The sequence below is a fragment of the Kitasatospora sp. NPDC057940 genome, assembly GCF_042887425.1.
Taxonomy (GTDB): Bacteria; Actinomycetota; Actinomycetes; order Streptomycetales; family Streptomycetaceae; genus Kitasatospora.
This window is the reverse complement of record NZ_JBHVPH010000003.1, coordinates 274,723-295,992: the sequence shown is the minus strand read 5'-3', so window position 1 is coordinate 295,992 and position 21,270 is coordinate 274,723. Positions and strand designations below refer to the sequence as shown.

Here is a 21,270-nt window from a genome sequence, read left to right as displayed (position 1 = left end):
AGCTGGTCAGTGGCTGCTGTCCGGGCGGTAGACGCTGAGGTCGCCGTAGGCCGGCAGAACACCCGTCAGGTCGCCGGGTTTGCCCCGCAACGTGGCGTCCAGGAAGGCGAGGGTGGCTGCGGCGACGACGCGCGGGCTCTCGGTGCGGCCCAGGGAGCCGACGATCGAGGGCACGGGCGGCAGGTACAGGGGGCCGTCCATGAAGGTGAGATGCGCGGCGCCGGGGATGGTGAGCCGGTAGCTCGTCGCCGTGCTGGACTTGAGCGCCTCGGTGAGGCGGGGCGGGTAGCGCGGGTCGGTTGCCGGGGTGACGGCCTGGGTGAGCGCGAGCGTCGGTTGGTCGAGGGCGGGGGAGGCGGGGCCGTGGGGGAAGCCGTCCAGGTCGATGACGGCGTGGAAGCGGCGGTCCTGCCGGGCTGCCTGGAGGGCGGCGGCACCTCCCATGGAGTGGCCGGCCACCGCGACCCGGCCGGTGTCCAGGTGTCCGCTCAGCGGGTCGGCGGTCTCGCTGCGGTCCAGACCGTCCAGTTGGGTGAGGACGAAGCCGAGGTCGGCGGCTCGGATCGCCGTCCAGTCGGCCGCCAGTTTCTCGTCCTGGTCCGGGTCGCCGGTGGAGGTGGTCTCGGTGGTGATCGTCCGGCCGTCGGAGAGGACGACGGCGGCGGAGTCGTACGGGTGGTCGAGGGCGGCGACCACGTAGCCGTGGCTGGCCAGTTCCTCCGCCCAGGCGGTGTTCTGGGTGCGCACTCCGCCCGACCCGGGAGAGAACAGGACGACGGGGAACCGCCCCCGCCCGCCGTCCACCGGGGCGTCGAAGACCGCATGGGTGTGGGCACGCGGAACACCGTCGACGAGGAAACCCGGCAGACCGACCTGGTGGGCGAGGGCGTCGGAGACGGTGCGCGCCTCGTGCTCCGTGCGTCCGAGGTACTGGGCCCGCTGCGCGCCGGCGGGGCTCTTCTGCGCGGGGTACCAGAGCTGGACCACGACCGTGCGCCGGTCGTCCGGATCGGCGGTGAAGGTCTCGGGGCGGTGCGGGTCGGTCCACTGGACCACGCGGGTGCCGACCGCGAACTCGCCTGTCGGGGTGGGGAATTCGGGTACGGGAAGGGCCCAGGCGGCCGCCGGGCCCGCGGCGATCAGGCCGATGCAGGCCATCGATCCCGGCAGCGCCAGCCACCAGCGGGCCCGCCACGCGGGTCGGCCGGGACGGCGCCGGAGCGGCCGCAGCAGGGGGGAGAGGGCGAACGGCAACGCGAAGGCGGCGCCTGCCAGGACCGGCAGCATCTGCCAGCGGATCCCCGTCACGCTCAGCAGGATCGCGGACAGTACGAGAACGGCTCCCGCCGCGATCGTGACGCGTGGACGGGCGGAGGGGGGAAGCCAGCGCGCCGTCACCAGTGCGACGGCGCCCAGCAGGGCAAGGATTTCCAGGGGGGACATGTACAGCCCCGTGATGATCTCGGTCACCAGGCCATGTTCGGCGCCGGGCACGCGCCGCCACATCGATCCCGGGTCGCCATCGTGTGCCACCGCAGTCGCAATCCGTGGCAGCTCCCTTTGCGACCGGAGTGGCAATCGGGCACGCCGGATCGGGGGCCGCCCTACGACCACGGGAGGTAGCGGGACTCCTCCTGCGGGCGTAGGGCGGCACGGTGCCATCAGACGGTGGACGCATGTGCTCCGTGGGGCCCGTGGCCTACCGTGACAGGGCCGCCTGCACGCGGTGGCAGTCCCGGCCGGGGCTGCCATGACGCTGAATCGACAGGGACGTGTGATGACGGAGGCGGTCACGGAGCCCGGCGATGCCCACCGGGGCCGGGACCGGGCGCGGGACCGAGTGTGGGCGCGTGACCGGGTGTGGGTGCGGGCGCTGGTGCGGGTCCGGGCACGCTGGGCGGCGACGACCTCACGGCTGACGGGGTACGCCGACCTGGCCTCCGCACGAGCGGCGCGACTGGTGACGGCCGCCGGGCGCCGGTCCTCCCGGCTGCCGCCCGTGGTGTGGGACTCGCTGCTGCCGACGCTCCTCCTGCTCAACATCATCACCACCCGCGCGCCGCACGAGCTGCCGGTGGCCGTCGCCCTCACCGCCGCCCTCGCGCTGCCCCTGGTGTGGCGGCGCCGGGCCCCGCGCGCGGTGTTCGGCGCCGTGGCAGCCGCGGCCTTCGTCCAGTGGCTGGCGGGCGTCCAACTTCCGGCGGACGTCTGCCTGTTGCTTGCCCTCTACACGGTGGCCGCGAACTCGGGCCGGCGCGGCGCGCTCGTCGCCGGTGCCGTCGTGGAGGCGGGGGCCCTGCTGGCCTGCCTGCGCTGGGCGTCGGAAGGCGCGTTCCTGACCCCCTTCGTCGCGGTCACCGCGACGGTCGTCGCCGCCGCCGTCCTGGGTGTGAACGTGCGGACCACGCGCGCCTACCTCGCGGCCCTGGAGGAACGGGCCGCACGCCTGGAGCAGCAGCAGGAACAGCAGGCGCGACTGGCCGTCGCCGAGGAGCGGACACGTATCACCCGGGAGATGCACGACATCGTCACCCACAACCTGTCCGTCATGGTCGCGCTCACCGACGCCGCCGTCTACGCGCAGCACCGCTCGCCCGACAGGGCCACCACCGCGATGCTCCAGATCTCCGAGACGGGCCGGCAGGCCCTGACCGACATGCGGCGCTCCTTGGGCATCCTGCGGACCGACGAACCGGACGCGGAACGCCACCCGTTGCCCGGCATCGCCCAACTGGAGGCCCTCGCCGACCAGATGTGCGCCGCCGGGCTGCCGACCCGGATCGAGGTCCAGGGCGGCCACACCCACATCCCCGCCACCGCACAACTGACCGTCTACCGCCTGGTGCAGGAAGCCTTGACCAACACCCTCAAGCACACGCCCGCCGGCACACCCGCGAAGGTCCGGATACGGTGCTCGACCGGGACCGTCACCGTGGACGTCACCGACAGCGGCCCCCGCCCGGCACCTCCCGGCGCCACGCCGTCCGGCCACGGCATCCCCGGCATGCGCGAGCGCTCGGCCGCCTACGGGGGGACGCTGCGGGCCGGACCGCTTCCGGGCGGCGGCTGGGGAGTCCACACCCGCCTCCTCCTCGACAGTGGCGGAGCGGCGTCCGCATGACGATCCGCATCCTGATCGCCGACGACGAGGCACTGCTCCGGATGGCCTTCAGCACGGTCCTGGAGGCCCAGCCCGACATGGCGCCGGTCGGCGAGGCCGCGGACGGCGCCCAGGCCGTACGCCTCGCCCGGGAGTTGCGCCCCGACGTCGTCCTCATGGACGTCCGGATGCCCGGGATCGACGGGATCGAGGCGACCCGGCAGGTCATCCGGACCTCCCCGCAGAGCAGGGTGCTGATCCTCACCACCTTCGACCTGGACGAGTACGCCTTCGCCGGACTCGGCGCCGGAGCCTCGGGCTTCCTGCTGAAGAACACCAGGCCCGAGGAACTGCTCACCGCGATACGCAACGTCGCCGCGGGTGACGCGGTGGTCTCCCCGCGGATCACCCGCCTCCTGCTGGAGCACCTGCGCCCGCACATCCCCGACGGCGGCAACGCCGGCCCCGACCATCGGCTGAGCCGACTCAGCGCCCGTGAACGCGAGGTGCTCATCCAGGTGGGCTGCGGCCTGTCCAACAGCGAGATCGCGGCCGCCCTGCACCTCGCGGAGGCGACGGTGAAGTCCCACCTGGGGCGAATCCTGAACAAGCTCGAACTCCGCGACCGGATACAGGCGGTGGTCTTCGCCTACGAGAGCCGTCTCATCCACCCGGCGTGACGCCGCCGGTGCCGGCGGCGACGCCCTCGGCCCGGGGACGGTGCCGGGTGGGACGGGAACCGCGACGTCGTCGTCGGCGTCCCCGTTCAAACCAAGTCGTCTACGACCAGGGCTCGCGGCTCCCCGAGGTGCGAGCAGAAAGACAGTGATGACTCAGCAAGATCACCAGTCCCTGTCCGCACCCGGACCGGATGCTCCCGGGCCGGGCGTTCCCGGTCGGGCCCCGGGAACCCCGGCCGGAGGACGCCCCGCGCGGTCGATACGGCCGTGGCTGCCGGCTCTGCTGTGCGCCCTGGGATTCCTGGCGGTCTACCTGCTCGCCGTCTGGACCCCGTTCGGGCAGCGGGGGGAGAACTCCCTGATGAACGGGAACGGCGGCGAACCGGCGTGGATCTGGGACTGGTCGGGGTCGACCTTCGACTCGGCGGCCATGCCCCCACTGGAGTTCACCGCCCTGCCCACCCTGGTCGTGGGGATGGCCGTGATCGTGCTCGTCGCCCTGGTGCGGCGGTGCTGGTGGCAGGGCGTCGCGGCGATCGGGGTCGTCCTGGGCACGTTCGGCGGCACCGAGGTGTGCAGCAAGATGGTCCTGCCCCGCCCCGACCTGGTGAACGCGCCCGCCATGCTCACCGAGGTGAGCTTCCCCAGCGGGCACGCGGCCGTCCCCATCGGGCTGGTCCTCGGTATCGCCCTCGTCGCCTCCCCGCGCCTGCGCCCCTACGTGACCGCGGTCGGCCTGCTGTGGCTCACCGTCACCGCGGCTGCCGTGCAGGCGCTCTACCACCACCGGCCCAGCGACGTGCTGGGAGCCGCGCTGCTGGGCTGCGCCTGCTACGGTCTCGCGCTCTGGCTGCTGCCGTCCTCCGCCGCACCGGGCGTCGCGCGCAGCCCTCGCGCCCTGCCGGCCGTCGTCCTCGTCCTGTCGGCGGCCGCCGCGCTCGCCGCCGGCGCGCGGGACGACTCCGTCCCGGGACCGCTGTACTTCGCGGCGGCGGCCTTCCTGTGCGCGGTCCTGGTCTGGGTCACCGTGGTGGAGGGCCCTGCCCGCGCCGCGCGTCGTACGCGGCCCGCGGTGGGCTGACCGCGGTGGGCTGACCGCCCGGCACGTCGTCCGGCCGAAGGCCGAGGCCGTTGGCCTCGGCCTTCGCCATCGGCCGCCCCGGCTGGCTCGTGACCGTCGGTGTGCTCCGCCGGAACGGAAGCAAGCGCGGAACGAGCGCGGAACGAGCACGGCACGAGCACGCAACAGGCCGACCCGCCGGTGGCTCCGGCGGGTCGGCCTGTCGTAGGGGTGTGCGTCGGGCTACTTCCGACCGGTCCGCGCCCGCAGGCGGCGGGCCACGAGGGTGGCCGTGGCGCGCAGGGCCAGGCCGATCACCGGTGCGAGGAGCAGGGTGCACCAGGTGCGGGTGGTGGCGTCGGCGGTGAGGCGGTCGGCGAGCAGGTAGGCGGCGAGGAAGGACGGGGCGAGCCAGGCCCCGTTGGTCGCGGCGAGGCGCAGCGGGCTCGCCCGGCGCGCTGCCGGTTCCTCCGCCGAATTCGCCGGCTCCGCCGACTCCGTGGATGTCACACGAACCTCCTGACCACGCCGATCACCTTGTCGACGATCCGCTGGGAGACACCGCGGTCGAAGACGAAACCCGCGAGGCAGCCGGCGACGGCCCAGACGATGCGCTGCTTCCAGCCGCCGCTCCCGAACAGTACACCGGCGCAGGCGCCGCCGGCGCAGTTGCCGATGTGGAGCGCCCAGGGTGCCAGGAAGGGGACCCAGGCGGCCACGGCCGCGGTGACGGACAGTTGGACGGCGCGGGAGACGGCGGCCTTGAGCGCGGCCTTCAGCCAGCCGGGCATCCGGCCGTTGAGGTCGGTGCAGTTGACCGGGTCGGCGTTGCAGTAGTCGTAGGCGTTGGCGCTCGCTCCCTGGACCGGGTCGGGGGAGAGGAAGCGGCCGGTGGCCGGGTTGTAGAGGCGCGCTCCCATGAGGGTGAGGGCGCTCGGGGTCTCGTCGGAGCGCTGCTTGTCGCCGAGCCAGGCGTAGCGGGTGCCGGCCTGGCCGGCGCGCGGCTGGCCGTACTCGTCGTAGTCGAGGACGGTGGGCGCGACGGCGGTGTCGAGCGGCAGCCGCAGGGTGATGTCGCCGTGCAGGTTGGCGAGTTGCAGGACGGTGCCGCCGGTCTTCGCCGTGGTGGCGGCGAGGGTGCCGGCGGGGCCGGTGACGTTGCGGGTCAGGGTGCCCGCGGTGTCCTCGGTGATCCAGCGGGGGCTGTCGGTGTCGGAGCCGTAGTGGTTGGTCCGCAGACCGGTCTGGGCCCAGGTGCCGGCGGTGTTGGTCTCGGTGGTCCAGGCGCGGAAGCGCTGGGCCGAGTCGAGGGTCCAGCTCTGCCGGTTGGTGCCGCTGGTCTGCTGCTGCACCAGGTCGGTGTTGTAGTACGCGAGGGTGCTGCCGGGCAGTGCGGTGGTGCGGCCGAACGCGTCGTAGGCGTAGCCGGGGTTCACCAGGCGGTCGGCGGTGTCGTAGGTGCTGGTCTGGCCGGTGCCGCCGGTGGTGGTGCAGGTCTGGCCGCGGGCGGCGTCGGCGGTGGCCAGCGCGGTGCGGTTGGTGTTGCGGTCGAAGGTGTAGGTGCGGGTGGTGCAGACGGCGTCGGTCGAGGTGTCCTGGACCTGGAGGAGCCGGCCGGCCCGGTCGTAGGCGTAGGTCTGGGCCGCGGTGACGCCGGGGGTGCCGGTGTGGGTGGCGCGCTGGCCGTGGATGGTCTCGGTGATGCCGTCGGAGACCAGCACGAGGCCGTCGCTGTCACGGGTGTAGGTGCGGTTGGTGGTGGTGCCGGCCGGGTCCTTGTCGTCGGTCCGGGTGTAGCCGCCGGGCAGGCCCTGGGTGAGCGGCGCGCCGTCGGCGTCGTAGCGGGCGGTGAGGGTGCCGGCGACGGAGTCCGTCACCGAGGTCGCCAGGCCGCGCGGGTCGACGGCGGTGTCGTAGGTGTAGGTGGTGGTGGAGGGGGAGGTGTCGGTGACCTTGGTGGGGCGGTTGAGGGCGTCGTACTCCGTGGTGGTGACGGCGCCGTCGGCGTCGGTGTAGGAGATCAGGCGGCCGAGTTCGTCGTAGCCCTTGGTGATGGTGCCGCCGGTGGCGGACGTCTGGCGGGTGACGGCGCCGGTGCCCGGGTGGTAGGTGGTGGTGGCGGCGGGGGCCGGGGTGCCGAGGCCGTCGGTGACGGTGACGGTGGTGGGGCGCCCTGCGGCGTCGGTGTCGGTCACGGTGGTGCGGGTGACGCCGTTGGCCGTCTCGGTGGTGCGGGTGACCTGGCCGAACTGCCCGTACTGGGTCGTCCTGGTGGGCAGTTGTGCGGGGTTGGCGCCGCCGCCGGTGATGGCCGCGGCGGGCCCGGTCTGGCAGACGAGGTCGGCCCACTCGGGGCGGTTGCCGCAGGTGCCGGTGCCGCCGGCGGTGTAGTAGGTGGTCCAGCCGGCCGCCGCGTCGGTGCCGGTGGAGGCCGGCTGCTGGGTCGAGACGATCCGGCCCTGGCCGTCGTAGCCGGTGGTGGTGGTCAGGGCGAGGCCGCCGCTGTCCTTGATCTGCGCGGTGGGCACGCCGAGCGCCCAGTTGTACGTGGTCCGGTCCTGGCGGGCGTCGACCAGCAGGTCGGGCCAGGCGCGGAGCCGGGCGCCGGTGGTGGTGAGGGTGATCTGGTTCTTGATCTTGGCGGTGCCGTCGGTCGGCCGGCCCTCGTCGTAGGTCTTCACGGTGTGCTGGCGGGCGGGCAGTTGGGTGCCGGCCTTCGCCAGGACCGTCGCACCGGAGGTGGCGTCGGCGGCGAGGGTGATGCGGTGGAGCGGGTCGTAGACGTCGGTCTCCTGCTGGCCGTCCGCGCTGTAGGCGCTGCTGCTCGACAGGAGCCGGGCGCGTTCGGCGGAGGGCAGGGTGTCGATGCCGAGGTCGGCCAGCTGGGCCTTGGCCGCGGGGGTGGCCCCGAGGGCGAGCTCGCGGTTGCCCGCGGTCAGGCTGCGGACCTGGTGGCCCTGGTTGTCGTACTCGGTGGTGGTGACGTGGTGGCCCGGGGTGGCCTGGTTGACCTGGCGGCCGGAGGCGTTCAGGTAGGTGACGTTCGCCCTGGTGTAGTCGCCGGCGCCGAGGTCGGTGCCGTTGTTGGAGGCGGGGGCCTGGTCCGGCGGGAACACCGCGGTGGCGTCGGTCGGCAGGTCGCTCTGGCCCCACGCGGAGGCGGCGGACGCGGAGAGGTCCTCCGGTGCCTTCGCGCCGGAGAGCGGGACGCCGTAGACGACGGTGGTGGTGGCGGTGCCGTTCACGGTGCCCGTGGTGCCGGGGGCGAGGGTGTCGTGCCAGGCCTTCGTCAGCATGCCCGGGCCCGCGGCCGGGTTGGCGGTGACGGTGCCGTACGCCAGCGAGGTGGCGCGGGTGCCGCTGAGCTGGACGGAGGAGAGCAGGCCGTCGTCGGCGCCCTGGGTGTAGTAGGTGTACTGGTTCTGGCTGCTCTGGCCGAGCCGCGGGTCCCAGGTCTGGCGCAGCCGCCCGGCCGAGTCGTAGCGGTAGACGGCGACGTCGGTGGCGGTGGCCGCGGCGGCCCCGGGCGCGGTGCTCCAGAGCCTGATCGCGCTGACCTGCCCGGCGACGTCACCGAACTCGGTGTCGGTGGTGACGCCGGTGGCGGTGGTCGCGGTGGCGTAGACGAACTGCAGGACGCGGCAGCCCTTGGCGGCGACGTTGGCCGCGCACACGGCCGGGGTGGCCGCGGAGGTCGGCGCGATGACGAGCTTCGGCCGGGCCAGCGTCTTGCCGCCGACCACGGTCGTCTCCGACACCACGCTGGTGGTGGTGTTGGCCAGCCCGCCCTGGAGCGTGGAGGTCACCGTCCAGGTGGCGGCGGCCGGATCGGCCTTGGCGAAGGTGGTGACGGTGCCCTCGGTGCCGGAGAGCGTGAAGTCGGCGCCGAAGGAGCCGCTCAGGGTGAGATCCTCGCTGCCCGGTTCGGGCGTCCAGCCGTTGCCGGCCGCGTTTGAGGTGAAGGAGACGGCGGAGCCGTCGGCGGACATCACGCTGAGCGAGGTGCCGGAGGTCCTGCGGATCTCCGTGTACTCCGAGGCGGACAGGCTCGACGACACGCTGGACACCCAGTTGGGGCCGAAGACCGCTGCCTGGCCGTCCTGGCCGGCGGCGGCCCGCGGGTCACGCGAGGAGTGCGTGCGGCCGACCGTCATGCCGAACACCGACACGTCGGTGGCCGGGACCCTGAGGTCGCCGGTGAGCAGGTTCAGCGCGCCCGGGCCGACGTTCTCCGTCGCCGCGCCGTCGGCCTTGCGGTCGACGACGACCCGCACCGGCTCGGAGGAGACGGCGGCGGAGCCGGGCCCGGTGAAGTCCGCGCGGAGCTGGACGGTGCCGTCCGGGGTCACCGTGGAGGTGGCGTTCCAGGTGAGCGCCGGGCTCTTGCCCGCGGCGAGGGGCACGGGCCAGGCCGCCAGTGCGGCACCGCCGTTGGTGATGTCGCCGGCGGGGATCCGCGTCCAGGCGTCGGCGTCGGAGCGCCGCCAGGAGAAGGCCACCTGGTCGTACCGGGCGGCGTCGGCCTCGGCGGTGAGCGGCAGGCGCGCCGCGGTGCGGGTGCCGTCGTTCGGGGAGGTGACACCGCCCGCGCCGACCTGGAAGGTGTGGGTACGGGCCTCGGACTTGTTCTCCGCCCGGTCCACCGCCCGCACCTGGAGGGTGTTGGTGCCGGCCTTGGCCGGGGTCACGCTGAAGGTCACCGGCGCGGCGGAGCCGTTCGTCGCGACCTTCGTCCAGGTCGCGCCGTCGAGCGTCCACTCCAGGGCGTTCTGGTCACCGGCCGGCGGGGTCGCGGTGAAGGAACCGGCCTGGCCGGGGCCCTTGACCCACTGGCCCGACGGGTAGTCGGTGGAGGAGAGCGCGGCGGGCGCCGAGGGGGCGGAGGTGTCGACCGTGAAGGTGGCCCACGCCGACCAGTTGTTGTTGTAGTGCAGCCCGTCGTACGGGGAGGTGCGGAACTTGTACGTCTTGCCGTTGGCCAGCACACCGGCCGGGACCTTGACGGAGGCCGGGGCCCCGCTCGGCACGTACGGGGAGACCAGGACGTTGCCCACCTGGGTGTCGGTGGCGGTGTCGAAGATCTGGAAGGTGCCGTCGACCTTGTCGTTGTTCGGGTCGACGAAGGTGTCGCGCAGCGTGGGGGTGGTGGAGTTGACCCACCAGGTGCCGGCGGCGTCCTTGTAGAACGGGGAGCCGGCCTGCTGGTCCGTCCCGGTCCGGGGGCGGTAGTTGTAGGTCACCGTCAGCTTGGGGACGTTGGTCGCGGCGTTGGCGGAGTTCACCTCCTTCCAGTACTTGGTGTTGGTCTCGTCCGGGGCGCGCAGCCCCATGCCCGAGGTGGTGTTCTTCGCCGACGTCCAGGTCTGCACCAGGTTGGTGACGTCCGCGGTGATCCAGCCGTCGCCGCCGCAGGCGTCCCGGCCCTTGGTCTCGGTGCCGGTGGCCTTCTTGGAGTTCCAGGAGGGCTGCGACGTCCAGCGCGAGGCGGTCGAGGCGAGGCCGGTGTCCCAGATGTCCCACGCGTAGGGCTGGCAGTCGCTGTTGCCGGAGTGGAAGTTGTACAGCGACAGGCTGGCGTTGGTGATCAGCGCGTCCGCGATCGGCGCGGTGTTCCAGTTGATGAACGACCGGGCCTGGCGGGAGGAGCCGTCGGCGTTCTTGGTGCCGGAGTTGCCCCAGTAGATCTCGGTGTCGGCCGACCAGTCGACCGTCTCGCCCTGCTGCACCCGGGTGTCGAAGACGTTGCCGAGGGCCGTGGTGGAGGGGTCGACCGTCACCGGGTACTGCGTCTTCGGGTCCGCGAGGAACGCGGCGTCCGGCGTGAACACCAGGTCGATGCCGTCGCCGCGCTGAACGACCTTCAGACCGACCTTCGCCTGCCGGGCGTGCTCGCCGGAGCCCTCGGCGGCGGCCGTCGCGTCCCACATCACCGGCGCCGGGAGCACGGCCCGCCGCTCGCCGGTGCGCTTGTCGGTGAACAGCACGCCGCCGTCCGGCTGGACCTCGGCCTTCAGGCCGTCGGCCTTCAGCGGCATCGTGTACGAGAACCCGGCGGCGCTCGGGCGCTGCTTGAGCACCGTGTACTGCTCGAAGCCGGTCCGGGTGGCCTCCACGACCAGGTCGGCCGCGCCGTCCGCGATCGCGTCCCGGTAGGTGGCCTTGGTGCCGTCCAGGGCGGGCTTGGGCAGGCCGCCCCGCCACTGGAGCTCGACCTGCTGGTCGCCCTGTCCGAGGGTCACCAGGGTGCGGGCGTCGTCCGGGGCCGCCGCCTGCGCGTGCAGCAGCGACTTCGCCCGGGTGCCGCCGGCACCGGCGAGCCGCAGCGCGTTCGGGTGGGCCTTCGGCGCCACCGACCCGTCCGCGCCGGCCTGGAGGCCGAGGTCGACGTCCACCCACTGGCCGTCACGCTGGAAGCGGACCGGGCCCGCGAACAGCTCGGTGGTGAGCGAACCGTCCTTGTTCACCCACGTCGTCGACGTCTCCGTACGCTCGGAGAGCGCCTCCACCCGCTGCCCGGACAGCCGGGCCGCGACCCTCGCCGACGGCACGTCGGCGGCGGAGGTGGCCCACTGCCCGGCTCCCTTGCCCGCCTTCGCCGCCGCGTCCGGTGATGCGTTCGGCGTCGCGGCGAGGGCCGTCTCGGACCCGGCCAGCAGCGACACCGCCACGGCCAGGGCCAGCGACCCGCTCAGCGCCCGCATGCCAACAGGCCTGCTGGGTCTGCGTCCTGTGGTTATCCGTCTGTTCATCTCGACTCCTTGAAAACACCGTCGCTCGACGGCGCTCTCGGAGCATAGGAGTGGGCGGCAAGATCAAAGATGGGGTCAAATAGCGCCAAAGGATCATCAAATAATGATCTTGTTTCGACAAGATTCACGTGATCGTGATCATGGCGTAGGCAACCGCGGGCGCCGTGCCCGCGTTGTCGTCATCCGCACTGCGGGAGCCGCGGCGGGGGCGTGGACGTCGGTCCGGGCAGGGGCCCGGGCACGGGTCTGGGCACGGGTCCGGGCGTGGTCTACGATCCGCCGAGGGGATTCTCGACGTATCGCGGTACGCGAGTGCCGCGCTGGGATGGGGGCGGGGCATTGTCGCCGGCGGACGTGGTGCGGGAGTCGGCGAGAGCCGGGCGGATCGTGCTGTTCGAGGAGTCCGCGCGCGACGGCGCGCAGGCCAAGACCCTGATGAGCGCCGGATTCCGGGTGCGGCTGGCCCGGGAACAGGGGGCGGTGTTCGGCGCGGACGGGCCCCGGCACGTGGTGTTCGCGGCCGGCTTCCCCTCGGTGTGCGGGCAGGAGTTCGAGGCGACCCGGCAGGTGGCGCTGGAGGCACAGGATTCGGTGAGCCCCTCGGCGATCTGCCGGGGCACGGTGGCCGACGTGCGGCTGGCGCTGAGCGCGGTGCGGGGCGCGGCGCACGCGCGGGTGATGGTGATCGTGGCCGCTTCCGAGGCGACCGCCCGCGCCCTCGTCCACAGCGGCGCCCGCGAGGCCCTGGCAGACGGCCTGGACGTGCTGAAGGCGGCGGCGGACCTGGCGGACGGCACGGCGGTGGACGTGTGCCTGGTGGACGCGCCCCGCGCGGACCACGCCCTGGTGGCCGAGTACGCGGGGGCGATGACCGCCCACGGCGCGGGGACGATCGTGCTCGCCGACACCGTCGGCGACCTGTTGCCCGGTCAGACCCGGGCCCTCTTCCGCCGGGTCGCCGCCGACGCGGGGCCGGATACCGTCCTGGTCTCGCACCTGCACAACGACCTCGGCCTCGGGCTGGCCAACACCCTGGCCGCACTGGAGAGCGGGGCGCGGGTGGCCGCCTGCTCCTGGCTGGGCATGGCCGAGCGCAGCGGCATGGCCGCCACCGAACAACTGCTCTTCCTGCTCGCCCACGACCGCGCGAAGGCCGAACAGGTGCTGGGGCCCGGCTGCGAACCGTGGTGGACGCAGCCGGACCTGACCCGGCTGCCCGGGATCGCGCGGATGGTCTCCGCCGAGACCGGGATCCCGCTCACCGTCACCACCCCGATCGTGGGCACCGGCGTCGCCACCATCTCCACCGGGACCCCGTTCACCCACCCGCGGACCTTCCAGCCCTACGACCCGCACCAGCACCTGGGCCTGGCTCCGACCGTGGTCCTCACCCACCTCGCCAGCCGGCGCGTGCTGCAAGCCGTCGCCGAGCGGCTCGGCCACCGACTGGACCAGGCCCAGACCGGCACCGCCCTGGCCTGGGCCAAGGACCGCGCCTACCGCCTGAACCAGGCCGTCGTCCCCGACGCCGACTTCGCCGCCTACCTCGAAGGCCTGACCGCCACCACCCCCACACCGTGAACGGACCCGCCCCCATGCCCGCCACCGCCCGGCTCGACACCGGCACCGCCGCCCGCACCCTGACCGCCGGGCGGGCCGTCATCCTGCCCAACCCCAGCCCCCTGACCTACGTCGCCACCGCCACGAACCCCCAGGCCGTCAACAACGCCAAGGGCCGCCCCGTCGACCAGGAAGTCGCCCTGTGGGTCCACGACGACACCACCTGGGCCGACCTCGCCACCCGACTGGACCTGACACCGACCGCCCTGCACACCGCACTCACCCTGCTGCGCGACCACCTGGTCACCCTGCTGGTCCCCGTCCGCGCCGACACCCCGCCGGCCTGGGCCGCCCCCGCCCTGCGCGACGGCCACCTGCTCCTCTTCGGCGCACGCTGGCAGCCCCTGACCCCGCTGCTCACGCTCTTCCCGCGCCTGTACGTCAGCAGCGCCAACCGCACCGGACACCCGCCGGCCGCCACCGCCGACCAGGCAGCGGCCATGTTCGGACCCGACACCCCCGTCGTCGACGCCGACGCCCTGCGCGACACCGCAACCCCCCACGCCGCCACCACCATGCTGCGCATCGCCCCCGACGGCGGCCTGGCCCACATCCGGCACGGCGCCCAGGACCGGGCCCACGGCGCCGACCCGGCCTGCTACCTGGAACACCTCCGTGCGGCGACGACCCACTGAGCCCCCTGCCTTCGGCCGATGGCTGGGTGCCACGGGATCGTGGTGGCAGGGGAGTCGACCGCATCGTCGGATGCAGGGTGCGTCAGTGGGATCCGAGTGCGGCGAAGTGCGGCGAACCGGCCGAGCCGTCCCGCCTGTCGGGGGAGGGGGATGCCCCGCTCGGGCCGAGGGCCACGACGGCGCCGGCCGCACCGGACGGCTCGCCGGCCGTGAGTGTCAGAGGTGCGCGGTACCGTCGCGGCATCCGACCGGAGGAGGACCACATGGCGACCAGGTGGAGCTTGACGATCGACTGCGCCCACCCGGCGAAGTTGGCCGCGTTCTGGGCACTGGCGTTGGGCTATGCGGAGAAGCCCGCACCTGCGGGATTCGGGAGTTGGGAGGAATGGCTCTCCCACTACGGGGTCCCGGAGGACGAGTGGGACGACGGCGCGTACCTCTGCGATCCCGACGGGGTGGGCCCCACGATGTCCTTCCTGAAGGTGCCGGAGCCGAAGGCGGTGAAGAACCGGGTGCACGTGGACGTCCAGGTCGGTGGCGGCCGTGAGACACCGTGGGAGGTGCGATGGCCGCGCGTCGTCGAGGCGGTGGCGCGGTTGACCGCCGCGGGCGCGACCGTGGTCAGCGAGGAGGAGTTGGACGGCAGGCCCGATCACGTGGTGATGGCCGACCCGGAGGGAAACGAGTTCTGCGTGGTCTGACCGCCGAACTCCACTCCGGGCACCGGCTCGGGTCGCCGGGCCGGGTCGCCGCCGTAGGCGCGCAGGAAGACGTCCACGGCCGCTTCGGCGAGGGCGCGCAGGTCGGGCGCGGGGGTGTCGGAGCGGTAGTCCAGGGGGCCGGTGAGGAGGGCGAGGAGGTGTTCGGCGGCCTGTTCGGGATCGCACGGGCGCAGGCGGCCGGTGAGGGCCAGTCGGGCCAGGCGGTCGGCGAGGGCGGCGCGCACCCGTAGCGCGGTGCGGTCCCGAACGCCCGCCGCCACGTCGGGGAACTGCGCGGCCTGGGCGCTGGTCAACCGCCTTACGGCACTGGCCTCTTCGCTGCCGTGCACCTCCAGCAGCGCGTGGCCGGCGCCGACCAGGGCCGGCCGCGGGTCGCCGTCCTCGGGCAGCCCGCGCAGCCCCTCGACGGCGGCCAGGCCGGCCTCCGAGAGCCGGTCGGCGGCCGCGAGGACGGCCTCGCGAAAGAGCGCCTCCTTGTCGTCGAGGTGGTTGTAGACGGTCGGCTTGGCGACGCCCGCCTCCTGGGCGATCTCCTGGACGCACGCCTGCGCGTATCCGCGCCGGGCGAAGACTGTGAACGCGCCGTCCAGGATGGCCTGGCGCCGCTCGACCCGCCCACGGGGCTTGCGCCCGGCCCCGGTTGACACTTCTGAACTCATGGGTTCAGTCTAACGGCGAACCAGATGGGAAGATTTTCTGAACCAGCTGGTTCAGTCATGACGTCGATGACACCAGGGATGGGACCGCCCGTGATCGTCCACATGCTGCGCTTCGCCTTCAAGGACTCCGCGACCGAGGAGGACCGCGAGCGGGTGCTCGCACTGATGCGGCGTACGGCCGCCGTGGAGTCGGTGTCGTTCTCGACCGTCGGCCCCGCCCTGGGGGCGCAGGACGGCTTCACCCACGCCTACTGCGTGGGCATCGCGGACCTGGCGGCGCTGCGGCGCTACATGCACGACCCGGTCCACCTGGCCGGCGATCCGCAGATCATGCCGCATCTGGCCAGGATCGCCATCGGACCCGACCTGTCCGACGACCCTGACCCGGGGCTGGCCGCGAAGGTCCTGGGCCTGCACGAGGAGAAGACCGCCCTGTACCCGCAATGGGCCGAGCAACTCGGGCCGCTGCTCGCGGGATAGGCCGGGCGAGGCAATGCCCTCCCGCCGCCCCGGGAGGCCGGGGCGGCGGGAGGGGCGGAGGGGCGGCGGGGGCGTCAGGCTCCGAAGGAGACCTGGTCGACCGTCCAGAAGGCGCTGTTGGTGCCCGTGTAGCGGAACTGCAGGCGCGCGGTGGTGGCGCCGGTCGGCACGGTGACGGGCAGGTGCTCGACGGTGTTCAGGTCGGCGCGGTAGGACTTCACCAGCTGCGGGGCGCCGTCGTCGAAGACCACGTACACGTCGCCGGTCTGCGGGCCGTCGACCTTGTAGTTCGTCGCGAAGGACAGCGTGGCCCGGCCGAGGCCGGCGACCGGGTAGGCCGGGCTGACCAGGGTGGAGTCGAACTGGCCGGCGCCGTGCGCCTTGTCGTCCCACTCGTCGGAGTCGGCGACCGCGAAGACGTTGCGGGCCCGCACGTTGGTCTCCCGGCTCTGCCCGAGCTGGGTGGCGCTCCAGAACTCGTCGGTGGCGAAGGCCCAGCCGCGCCACTCCGTCACCCCGCCGCTGGGCATCCGGGAGTTGTCGATGCTCCAGCCGGCGGGCGGCGTGTGCGTCCAGCCGCGGACCGCGGCCGGGATGCCCGTCTCGTCCACCCGGCCCTGGAGGGCGGGGCGCAGCGCGTCGAAGGCGTCCGGGGTGATCTCGTCGATCGGCTGCCCGTCCAGGCGCCAGGCGGGGTCGATCGCGGCGCCCTCGTGCTTGAGGACGGTCGGCGCGATGTCCACGGGCTTGACGTCGTAGCGCCGGGAGCCGGCCGGGTAGCCGGCGCCGTCGGCGATCACGAAGGTCTGCCGCTCGTTGGCGCTGTTGCCGCCGTGCCCGCCGGCGTCGGTGTGTCCGTGGTCGGTGGTGACGACGATCAGCCAGTCCTCCGAGCCGTACGTGGGGCGGGACTTGACGGCCTGCACGACCTGGCCGACGAGTGCGTCGACGGTGTGGATGGCGGCCGCGTACTGGGCGCTGGCGCCGCCGGAGGCGTGCCCGGCCTCGTCGATCCCGTCGAAGTGCAGGAAGGCGGCGTCCGGGTTGCCGTGGGCGAGGTAGTCGGCGGCGTCGGAGGCGGTCTTGGCGTCGTTCTCGCTCTCGGCGATCCGCAGGTCGGCCTTGCCGTTGAAGACGCTGCCGGTGATCGGGTTCCACGAGCCGATCACCAGCGTGGAGGCGGCCGGGTCGGCGGTCTCCAGGCGGCTGGCGAAGTCCGGGTACTGGTCGAACCGGGCGCCGGTGAAGGCGTTGTCCTTGACCTGGTGCTTGTCGGGCCACACGCCGGTGGCGATGGTCGACCAGCCGGGCCCGGAGAGGGTCGGTGCCAGCGGGTTGGCGTACAGGTTGCTGGTGGCGGTCATGCCGCCGGCCATCAGCGCCTTGAGGTTGGGCGCGTCGGCGGTCACCAGCTTGTCGTAGCGGGTGCCGTCGACGCCGATGACCAGGGTCTTGGCCTGCTTGGTGCCGTCCGGCAGGCCCTTGTAGGCCGGGGCGGCCGGGGCGGCCAGGGCGGCCAGGGCGGCGGGGGAGGCGCCGGCGGGCGCCGACGGCAGCAGCACGGTGGCCGCGGCGGCTACGGCGGTGGCCACGGCGACGGTCCGGATGGAGCGGGGGATACGCACGGGGGCTCCCAACTAGGGGGCGACGCGGTGCGGTTGCACCGGCATCGAGGATGGGGCGCCCGTACGAGGAGGAGCCCTCGCCGGATCCACGGTTGTATGAACAACCGCCGAAATTCAGTCCAGACCGGTTACCATTTCGTGATCTCAGCGGCGCGGAACCGCCACCCGATGGCGCCGGACCGCCGCTCGATAGGGTGGCGCGGTGAACCACGGCACCCCCCGGCCCCCCGTCGCCCCCGTCCGCTCCGGCGTCCCCGACCACGGCCGGGTGCCCAAGTACTACCTGGTCAAGGCCCAACTCGAAGACCTCATCGCCGAATTGGGCCCCGGCGGGCGCCTGCCCACCGAAGCCGACCTCGCCGAACGCCACCACGTCGCCCGCGCCACCGTCCGGCAGGCGCTGCGCGACCTCCTCCTCGAAGGCCGCCTGCGGCGCCAGGGCCGCGGCACCGTCGTCGCCGGTCCCAAGATCGAACAGCCGCTCTCCCTCGCCAGCTACACCGAAGGCGTCACCCGCCAGGGCCTGCGCCCCGGCCGCACCCTCATCACCCTCGACCGCCTCCCCGCCGACCCGCCCATGGCCCAGCGCCTCGCCGTCCCCGAAGGCGAACCCCTCTGGCACCTGGAACGCGTCCTGCGCGCCGACGAGGAGCGCGTCGGCCTGGAGTCCACCTACGTCCCCGTCGCCCGAGTCCCGCACCTGGAGCGGGAGTTCGACCCCGAAGGCTCGTTCTACGGCTACCTGCGCGAGTGCGGCCTGCGGCTCGGCGGCGCCGACGAACGCATCGAGACCGTCCTCGCCACACCCCGCGAAGCCCTGCTCATCGGCACCCCGCCCGCCCTGCCCATGCTGCTGCTCCACCGCCGCAGCCGCGACGCCGCCGGCCACCCCCTCGAACAGGTCCGCACCCTCTACCGCGGCGACCGCTTCAGCTTCACCCTCGCCCTGCACGCCCCGGACGCGGACTGAAGCCGGCACTGCGGTCCTCGCGGCAGGTGCGCGTACCAGTATCGGTTCCCGGCCCGTGCTGCGCCCGTCCGGTTCTCGTCCCATGCTGGAAGAGAGAAGGGGGGTACGGCGGCAGAGGAAGTGGTGGGGATGCGGACCGTTGTGGACCTCACGCGTTGCCAGGGCTACGCACAGTGCGTGTTCCTCGCGCCGAAGGTGTTCCAGCTGCACGGCGAGGAGGGGCTGCTGTACGCCCCGGCCGTCCCCGACGACCAGGTCGAGCGCGTGCGCCAGGCCGCGGCGGCGTGCCCGGTCCAGGCCATCCTGCTCGGTGAGGAGGTGAGCGCTGATGGCCGGTGACCAGAGGGCCGGTTACCAGACCGAGGGCCGGATCGTCGTCGTCGGCGCGTCGCTGGCCGGGCTGCGCGCCGCGGAGGCGCTGCGGGAGGAGGGCTTCACCGGCTCACTGACCGTGGTCGGCGAAGAGCCCCATCCGCCCTACGACCGGCCGCCGCTGTCCAAGCAGGTGCTGCTGGGCCACGCCGCGGCGGACTCCACCGGGCTGCCGATGCGCCGCGATCCGGACGCCGAATGGCGGCTGGGCGTACGCGCCACCGGCCTGGACCCGCTGGGGAAGCGGGTGATGCTGGCCGACGGCGAGTCGCTGCCGTACGACCGGCTGCTGATCGCCACTGGGACCCGGGCGCGCCCCTGGCCCAATCCGCAGGAGGGCGCCCTGGACGGGGTGTTCACCCTGCGTACCCGCGAGGACGCCGGCGGTTTGGCCGAGCGGTTGGCCGCCGGGCCACGGCGGGTGCTGGTGATCGGCGGCGGTTTCACCGGCTCGGAGATCGCCTCGGCCTGCCGGGAACGCGGACTGGACGTCACCGTCGCCGAACGCGGCCCCGCACCCCTGGTGGGCGCGCTCGGCGGCACCCTGGCGAAGCTCGCGGCCGCCATGCAGCGCAACCACGGTGTGGACCTGCGCACCGGCGTGACGGTCACCGCCCTGCGCGGGGACGACGGCGGCCGCTTCACCGGCGCGGAGCTGTCCGACGGCAGCCGCGTCGAGGCGGACGTGTGCGTCGTGGCGCTGGGAGCGGTCCGCAACGTCGAGTGGTTGGCGGATACCGGCCTGGCGGCGGGCCCACGCGGAATCGCCTGCGACGCCGGGTGCCGCGCCTTCAACATGTACGGAATCGTCACGGACGACGTCTTCGTCGCCGGCGATGTCTCCCGCTTCCCCCACCCGCTGTTCGGCTACCAGATGCTCTCCCTCGAACACTGGGGGAACGCGGTCGAACAGGCCGGGGTGGCGGCCCACAACATGGTCAGCCCAGGTCCGCTGCGGCGCCCGCACCTCGCCCTCCCGACGTTCTGGTCGACCCAGTTCGGGCTCAACATCAAGTCGGTGGGCGTGCCCACCTTCTCCGACCACGTGGTCATCGCCCAGGGCTCCCTGGAGGCACGCCGTCTGGCGATGGTCTACGGCTACCAGGGGCGGGTCACCGCGGCGGTCACCGTCGACATGGCCAAGTCGCTCGACTACTACCGGCACCTGATCGAGACGGCTGCGCCCTTCCCGCCCCCGCCCGGCGCGGCGGACCGCGCGCTCGCGGCGGACATCCCGATCCCGTCCGACGTGCCGGATCCGAAGGGGCTGTCCCACGGCCCCACCGTGGCGCTCACCGGATACCTGCCCGACCGTCGACTGACCGTGGTGCAGCCCGGACGCTGACCCACGTCCCGCCCAAACGACGAGGAGCCACCATGGACTCCGACACCCTGCTGGCACGGATCACCGACTACGCGAACCGCCCCGACCCCTACCCGCTGTACGCGGAACTGCGCGAGGCCGGTCCCGTCGTGCGGCAGGCGGACGGCAGCTACCTGATCGGCACCTACCACGAGGTCGCCGCCCTGCTCCACGACCCACGGATGAGCGCCGATCCCCGCACCTGTGGCGAGACGACGCGCAAGCCGCCGTTCCTGCGGCTCGACGACCCGGAGCACCACAGACTGCGCACCCTGGCCATGCGGCCGTTCGGCCCCCCGCACAGCCCGCACCGGGTCGATGCCATGCGCGACGAGATCGTCCGGCTCACCGGGGAACTGGTGCAGCCGTTCCAGGCGGGCGGCCGGATCGACATCGTCGACGACCTCGCCTACCCGCTGCCCGTCACGGTGATCTGCCGCCTGCTCGGCGTGCCGCGTGAGGACGAGCCGCTCTTCAGGGCGTGGTCCGACGCGATCGTCGCGTCCGCCGACGTCCGGCCCGAGGAGGACCCCTCCGAGCGGGACGAGGCGGGCGCCCAGGCGGGCGAACAGGCGCGGGTCGAGATGGGCCTGTACCTGGCGGGCCTCGCCGAGAAGCGCCGTGGCAATCCGAGCGACGACATGCTCTCCGCCTTCGCCAACGAACCGGACCCGGCCCTGCGGCTCACCCAGGAGGAACTCGCGGAAACCGCCGTGCTGCTGCTCATCGCCGGACACGAGACCACGGTGAACCTGATCACCAACGGGGTGCTCACCCTGCTGCGTCAGCCCGAGCAGCTGGACCGGCTGCGTCGCGAACCGGAGCTGCTGCCGCGAGCGGTGGAGGAACTGCTGCGCTACGAACCCCCGGTCCACATGCGCGAGCGCATCCCCCTCGCCGACATCGACGTCGGCGGCACCACCCTCCCCCGAGGCGCCACCGTCGTGCTCGCGCTGGCCTCGGGCAACCGCGACCCCAAGCGGTTCCACGCGCCGGACCGGTTCGACCCCACCCGCCCGGACAACCAGCACCTCGGCTTCGGCAGCGGCATCCACCTGTGCTACGGCGCACCGCTCGCCCGCATCGAGGCCGAGGCCGCGCTCGGTGCGCTGATCCCCCGCCTCGGCGCGGCACGCCTGGTCCAGGATCCACCCCCCTACCGGCAGAACGCCATGCTCCGCGGCCCTCGCCACCTGCCCGTCCACCTCTGAGGCCGCTCGGTTCAGTGCGACGCA

At 73.4% G+C, this 21,270-nt stretch carries 16 protein-coding genes; 11 read left to right on the top strand and 5 right to left on the bottom strand.

The window, feature by feature from the left end; translation table 11 throughout:
• Window positions 1-6: 6 nt before the first annotated feature.
• Window positions 7-1,506 (bottom strand): alpha/beta hydrolase family protein, encoded by a 1,500-nt coding sequence (locus ACFVTF_RS07215; protein ID WP_387810763.1) that lies wholly within the window; start codon window positions 1,504-1,506, stop codon window positions 7-9.
• A 271-nt stretch (window positions 1,507-1,777) separates the two neighbouring features.
• Between ACFVTF_RS07215 and ACFVTF_RS07210 the strand changes: the two genes are divergently transcribed.
• From ACFVTF_RS07210 to ACFVTF_RS07200, 3 genes are all read left to right on the top strand, one after another.
• Window positions 1,778-3,121, top strand: a complete 1,344-nt coding sequence (locus ACFVTF_RS07210; protein ID WP_387810248.1) for a sensor histidine kinase — start codon at window positions 1,778-1,780, stop codon at window positions 3,119-3,121.
• Window positions 3,118-3,780, top strand: coding sequence for a response regulator (locus ACFVTF_RS07205; RefSeq protein ID WP_387810246.1), 663 nt, complete (start codon window positions 3,118-3,120; stop codon window positions 3,778-3,780). Before ACFVTF_RS07210 ends, ACFVTF_RS07205 begins: the two co-directional genes overlap by 4 nt.
• Before the next feature lie 361 nt (window positions 3,781-4,141).
• The gene (locus ACFVTF_RS07200) at window positions 4,142-4,861 is read left to right on the top strand and encodes a phosphatase PAP2 family protein (RefSeq protein ID WP_387810243.1); all 720 of its coding nucleotides are present in this window, start codon (window positions 4,142-4,144) and stop codon (window positions 4,859-4,861) included.
• Window positions 4,862-5,083: 222 nt separating this feature from the next.
• On the opposite strand, the gene ACFVTF_RS07195 is transcribed toward ACFVTF_RS07200, so the two are convergent.
• Both ACFVTF_RS07195 and ACFVTF_RS07190 read right to left on the bottom strand, forming a co-directional pair.
• Entirely contained in the window at window positions 5,084-5,350 is a 267-nt protein-coding gene (locus ACFVTF_RS07195) for a hypothetical protein (RefSeq protein ID WP_387810240.1), read from the bottom strand.
• Window positions 5,347-11,541, bottom strand: a complete 6,195-nt coding sequence (locus ACFVTF_RS07190) for a DNRLRE domain-containing protein (protein WP_387810237.1) — start codon at window positions 11,539-11,541, stop codon at window positions 5,347-5,349. Before ACFVTF_RS07190 ends, ACFVTF_RS07195 begins: the two co-directional genes overlap by 4 nt.
• 387 nt (window positions 11,542-11,928) lie before the next feature.
• On the opposite strand from ACFVTF_RS07190, the gene ACFVTF_RS07185 reads away from it, so the two are divergent.
• The 3 genes from ACFVTF_RS07185 to ACFVTF_RS07175 all read left to right on the top strand — a co-directional run bounded on the left by ACFVTF_RS07185 (window position 11,929) and on the right by ACFVTF_RS07175 (window position 14,545).
• A complete protein-coding gene (locus ACFVTF_RS07185) occupies window positions 11,929-13,170 on the top strand; it encodes a 2-isopropylmalate synthase (protein ID WP_387810234.1) in 1,242 nt (413 codons plus the stop codon).
• A gap of 14 nt (window positions 13,171-13,184) precedes the next feature.
• On the top strand, window positions 13,185-13,844 hold the full coding sequence (locus ACFVTF_RS07180) for a Sua5/YciO/YrdC/YwlC family protein (protein WP_387810231.1): 660 nt from the start codon (window positions 13,185-13,187) through the stop codon (window positions 13,842-13,844).
• 263 nt (window positions 13,845-14,107) lie between these two features.
• Window positions 14,108-14,545, top strand: coding sequence for a VOC family protein (locus ACFVTF_RS07175; protein WP_387810229.1), 438 nt, complete (start codon window positions 14,108-14,110; stop codon window positions 14,543-14,545).
• On the opposite strand, the gene ACFVTF_RS07170 is transcribed toward ACFVTF_RS07175, so the two are convergent.
• Window positions 14,497-15,225 (bottom strand): TetR/AcrR family transcriptional regulator, encoded by a 729-nt coding sequence (locus ACFVTF_RS07170; RefSeq protein WP_387810226.1) that lies wholly within the window; start codon window positions 15,223-15,225, stop codon window positions 14,497-14,499. The two genes, ACFVTF_RS07175 and ACFVTF_RS07170, sit on opposite strands and share 49 nt — an antisense overlap.
• 78 nt (window positions 15,226-15,303) lie before the next feature.
• On the opposite strand from ACFVTF_RS07170, the gene ACFVTF_RS07165 reads away from it, so the two are divergent.
• Window positions 15,304-15,705 (top strand): Dabb family protein, encoded by a 402-nt coding sequence (locus ACFVTF_RS07165; protein ID WP_387810223.1) that lies wholly within the window; start codon window positions 15,304-15,306, stop codon window positions 15,703-15,705.
• 74 nt (window positions 15,706-15,779) lie between these two features.
• On the opposite strand, the gene ACFVTF_RS07160 is transcribed toward ACFVTF_RS07165, so the two are convergent.
• Window positions 15,780-17,324 (bottom strand): alkaline phosphatase family protein, encoded by a 1,545-nt coding sequence (locus ACFVTF_RS07160; protein WP_387810760.1) that lies wholly within the window; start codon window positions 17,322-17,324, stop codon window positions 15,780-15,782.
• A 208-nt stretch (window positions 17,325-17,532) separates the two neighbouring features.
• Between ACFVTF_RS07160 and ACFVTF_RS07155 the strand changes: the two genes are divergently transcribed.
• From ACFVTF_RS07155 to ACFVTF_RS07140, 4 genes are all read left to right on the top strand, one after another.
• Window positions 17,533-18,300 carry a GntR family transcriptional regulator gene (locus ACFVTF_RS07155; RefSeq protein WP_387810220.1) on the top strand — a complete coding sequence of 256 codons (768 nt, stop codon included), beginning with the start codon at window positions 17,533-17,535 and terminating at the stop codon, window positions 18,298-18,300.
• Window positions 18,301-18,429: 129 nt separating this feature from the next.
• Entirely contained in the window at window positions 18,430-18,639 is a 210-nt protein-coding gene (locus ACFVTF_RS07150; protein WP_331744045.1) for a ferredoxin, read from the top strand.
• The gene (locus ACFVTF_RS07145) at window positions 18,629-20,017 is read left to right on the top strand and encodes an FAD-dependent oxidoreductase (protein WP_331744043.1); all 1,389 of its coding nucleotides are present in this window, start codon (window positions 18,629-18,631) and stop codon (window positions 20,015-20,017) included. The genes ACFVTF_RS07150 and ACFVTF_RS07145 overlap by 11 nt, the downstream gene beginning before the upstream one ends.
• 32 nt (window positions 20,018-20,049) lie before the next feature.
• On the top strand, window positions 20,050-21,246 hold the full coding sequence (locus tag ACFVTF_RS07140) for a cytochrome P450 (protein WP_331744041.1): 1,197 nt from the start codon (window positions 20,050-20,052) through the stop codon (window positions 21,244-21,246).
• Window positions 21,247-21,270 lie beyond the last annotated feature (24 nt).

What these genes read in the sequence shown, in the direction of transcription:
- ACFVTF_RS07190 (WP_387810237.1), bottom strand. Translation starts at nt 11,541, where the DNA reads ATGCGGGCGCTGAGCGGGTCGCTGGCCCTGGCCGTGGCGGTGTCGCTG.
- ACFVTF_RS07200 (WP_387810243.1), top strand. Translation starts at nt 4,142, where the DNA reads ATGAACGGGAACGGCGGCGAACCGGCGTGGATCTGGGACTGGTCGGGG.
- ACFVTF_RS07140 (WP_331744041.1), top strand. Translation starts at nt 20,050, where the DNA reads ATGGACTCCGACACCCTGCTGGCACGGATCACCGACTACGCGAACCGC.
- ACFVTF_RS07170 (WP_387810226.1), bottom strand. Translation starts at nt 15,225, where the DNA reads ATGAGTTCAGAAGTGTCAACCGGGGCCGGGCGCAAGCCCCGTGGGCGG.
- ACFVTF_RS07210 (WP_387810248.1), top strand. Translation starts at nt 1,778, where the DNA reads ATGACGGAGGCGGTCACGGAGCCCGGCGATGCCCACCGGGGCCGGGAC.
- ACFVTF_RS07145 (WP_331744043.1), top strand. Translation starts at nt 18,629, where the DNA reads ATGGCCGGTGACCAGAGGGCCGGTTACCAGACCGAGGGCCGGATCGTC.
- ACFVTF_RS07150 (WP_331744045.1), top strand. Translation starts at nt 18,430, where the DNA reads ATGCGGACCGTTGTGGACCTCACGCGTTGCCAGGGCTACGCACAGTGC.
- ACFVTF_RS07175 (WP_387810229.1), top strand. Translation starts at nt 14,108, where the DNA reads ATGGCGACCAGGTGGAGCTTGACGATCGACTGCGCCCACCCGGCGAAG.
- ACFVTF_RS07215 (WP_387810763.1), bottom strand. Translation starts at nt 1,506, where the DNA reads ATGTGGCGGCGCGTGCCCGGCGCCGAACATGGCCTGGTGACCGAGATC.
- ACFVTF_RS07165 (WP_387810223.1), top strand. Translation starts at nt 15,304, where the DNA reads ATGGGACCGCCCGTGATCGTCCACATGCTGCGCTTCGCCTTCAAGGAC.
- ACFVTF_RS07205 (WP_387810246.1), top strand. Translation starts at nt 3,118, where the DNA reads ATGACGATCCGCATCCTGATCGCCGACGACGAGGCACTGCTCCGGATG.
- ACFVTF_RS07180 (WP_387810231.1), top strand. Translation starts at nt 13,185, where the DNA reads ATGCCCGCCACCGCCCGGCTCGACACCGGCACCGCCGCCCGCACCCTG.